The sequence below is a fragment of the Deltaproteobacteria bacterium genome, assembly GCA_003696105.1.
In the GTDB taxonomy this organism is placed as follows: domain Bacteria; phylum Myxococcota_A; class Polyangia; order Haliangiales; family J016; genus J016.
On sequence record RFGE01000236.1, the window covers coordinates 1 to 2,939 of the forward strand.

Consider the following 2,939-nt stretch of genomic DNA (forward strand, 5'->3'; position numbering starts at 1 on the left):
CGCGCGCCCGCGCGCCGATGCCGGTGCGGGCGACGGCGATCGTCGTCCGTCCCGGTTGCGCCGCCGCGCGCCCGGCCGGTCACAATGCGCGCAGGGCAGCCAGAACCTCGTCGCTGTGGCCCTGCACGTCGACGTCGGGAAACACGCGGCGAATGCGGCCGTCGGGACCGATGAGGAACGTCACGCGCCGCGGGTAGCCGCGCGACGTGTCCACGCCGTACTTGGCCGCAATCGCGCCGTCGGGATCGACGAGGAGCGAGAACGGAATGCCGTGTTTTTCGGCGAAGCGCCGGTGCGACTCGGCGTCGTCGAGGGACACGCCGAGGATGACCGCCCCGAGTTTTTCGTAGTCCGCGAGCCCGTCGCGGAAGGCGACCGCCTCGGCCGTTCAACCGGGCGTGTCGTCCTTGGGATACCAGTACAGGACGACCGGCTTGCCGCGGAGGTCCGACAGCCGGATCGTCCGGCCCATGTGGTCCACGGCGGTGAAGTCCGGAGCCATCGCGCCTTCCGCGAGCAGCTGCCGCGCCGGGGCGGCGTCGGCCGGGGCGGCGACGGCGGGCGTGTCCCCCGCCGCCGGCCGCTCGGCGGCGGACTCGCGCGGCTCGGCGGCCTGCCGACCGCACGCGACAGACAACCACAGACAACCGGTCCACAGGATACGTCGCGTCATGGCTTCGGCACTACCTCCCTGGAGCCGGCCGGCACCGGCGGCGCATCCCGCGCGCCGTCCAGCTTCGGCGACCCCGTGGCCGAGGAGCGTATCAGCAAATACACGCCGAGCAACACCGCGAGCGCGATCACGGCCAGCAGCTCGAACGGCACGCGATCGCCGAACGCGCGGCGGCCGAAGAACCGGCCGCCGGAGCGTTCGCGGATGGTTTGCTCGAGCGCCGGCTCGAAGCCGGGCGGCGCGCCGACCCGGTGGAGCCCAGACAGCGCATCGACCGTCGCCTTGAACTCCTCGAACGCGGCACGCGCCTCCTCCGACTGCTCCAGCAGGCGCTCCAGTTCGGCGCGCTCGGCCGGCGGCAGCGTCCCGTCCACGTAGTCGGAGAACTTGGCCTCGAGTGCCTCGAGCTCCTGCTCGGTCATAGCGACTCCAGCATTACATGTGTTTGGCGAGCTTTTTGCGGAGCGCGACCCGCGCGCGGTGCAGCCGGGACTTCACCGTTCCCTCGGGCAGGCCGGTGATGGCGCAGATCTCGTCGTAGCTGAGCTCGTCGATGTCGCGCAACACGACCAACAGCCGATGGTCCTCGTCCAACTCCGCGATTGCGCGCTGCAGCAGCTGTTCGCGCTGCGCCGCGTCGAGCGCCGCATCGGGCGCGGGGGCCTGCGTCGGCCCCGTAACCGCGCCCGCCGCCGGCCGACCGGACACCGCCTCGTTGAATTCGGACCGATCGCGGTCGCGCCGACGCGCCAGGTACTTGATCCGGTTCTTGCAATGATTGGCCGCGATCCGGTACAGCCACGTCGACAGCTTCGAGTCCCCGCGAAACGAGTCGATCGACTTGAAGACGGTGATGAACACCTCCTGGGCGACGTCCTCGGCCTCGGCGCGATCGCCCAGCATGCGGTACGTCAAGTTGAACACCTGGTCCTGAAAGGTCTCCACCAACTCGCCGAACGCCGATTCGTCCCGGTCGCGCAGCCGGCGCACCAAGCGGCGTTCGCGAAGCGACATGGCCGCCCCAGGATACCGTCATCGGCCAGTGCGGACGGTCGCGGCGTGAGCAAAACGCCGCGGGGCATCCCATGCAGCCCGCGTCACTGTTGCGGCGCGAAAAGTCGCAGACTGCCGACGACGAGCAGTTCGTCGCCGTCACCGCCGACCTGCTTGCGCACGCCGATGTCGATGCCGACTTTCGGCGTGACGTAGCCCAGCCCGCCGGTCGCATACGTGCGGTCGCCGGTGTCGTCGTACACGACGCCGGCGCGCAGCGGATAGCCGGCCTGCCGGTTGGCCGCGACGATGAAATACTCGACGCCTCCGCTGTAGCGGCCGGTGTCCTGCCCGTCGGGCAGGTCCGTGTTCCACGCGGCGTCGACCGCGATGGACAGACTCGGCGCCGGGCGCACGACGAGGCCCCCGCCGAACGCGCGCGGGTACTGCGGCGAGTCGGCCGTGCTCACGAGGTTGTAGCTCACGACGCCGACGCGCACGCTGTCGCCGGCGACGAACGTCATTCCGAAATCGGCCGCATGGCCGCTCGCGTCGTCGTCGCCGGCGCTCGCGGGCGAAAAGTTGTAGTCGAAGTACTTGTACTTGGCGCCGAACACGAAGCTGCCGACGCGGCGGGCGATGACGTAGCCCACCTCGTGCGAGCGTCGGCGCACGTCCACGCCGCCGACGTCCGGCGATGCGCGAAAGTAGTGGTAGTAGAAGCACCCCGGCACCGGTACGGTCGAATCGCACGCCGACACGGCGACGAGGCTCGCGCCGTCGTCGGGGCGATAGCCGTAGCCGGTTTCGAGCACCAGGGACCGCGACAGCGGCAGCCCGGCCGGATTGAGGGTGGTCGCAAGCGAGCCGGTCGCGTCGGCGCGCATCGACTCGCCGAGCGCCAGCTCGCGCGGCCCGAGCGCGTCGACCAGCGAGTTGGCGTTGGCGCGCGCGGCCGGGCACAGCAACGCGATCCACAGTGCGGTCGCGGCGGCGATCCGATGCCAGAGCATGCCTTAGCTTTCACGACGGATCGCCGAACGGCAACTATTTCGCCGGCGCCGGCCAGGCCGCCGGCTCCGAGCGGCCCAGGCCGCCGCGCCGAGCCGGAGCGCCCCCGCGCCGCAGCCGGCGAGGCTGCGGGCTCCGAGCGGCCCAGGCCGCCGCGCGGAGCTGGAGCGCCCCGGCGCCGGGCCCCCGAGGCGGGCCCCCGCGCGCGCCCGCCGCCCACCGCGCTCGCCATGTGCGCCTCCGCGCACCACGCCGCCGGCAG

4 protein-coding genes are annotated in these 2,939 nt (G+C 71.8%); all 4 read right to left on the bottom strand.

The window, feature by feature from the left end; genetic code table 11:
- Positions 1-79 precede the first annotated feature (79 nt).
- Positions 80-502 carry a peroxiredoxin gene (locus D6689_15470; GenBank protein ID RMH39841.1) on the bottom strand — a complete coding sequence of 141 codons (423 nt, stop codon included), beginning with the start codon at positions 500-502 and terminating at the stop codon, positions 80-82.
- Between the two features lie 167 nt (positions 503-669).
- Positions 670-1,095, bottom strand: a complete 426-nt coding sequence (locus tag D6689_15475; protein RMH39838.1) for a hypothetical protein — start codon at positions 1,093-1,095, stop codon at positions 670-672.
- Between the two features lie 13 nt (positions 1,096-1,108).
- On the bottom strand, positions 1,109-1,687 hold the full coding sequence (locus tag D6689_15480; GenBank protein ID RMH39839.1) for a sigma-70 family RNA polymerase sigma factor: 579 nt from the start codon (positions 1,685-1,687) through the stop codon (positions 1,109-1,111).
- A gap of 83 nt (positions 1,688-1,770) precedes the next feature.
- Entirely contained in the window at positions 1,771-2,679 is a 909-nt protein-coding gene (locus tag D6689_15485) for a hypothetical protein (GenBank protein RMH39840.1), read from the bottom strand.
- Positions 2,680-2,939: the final 260 nt, after the last annotated feature.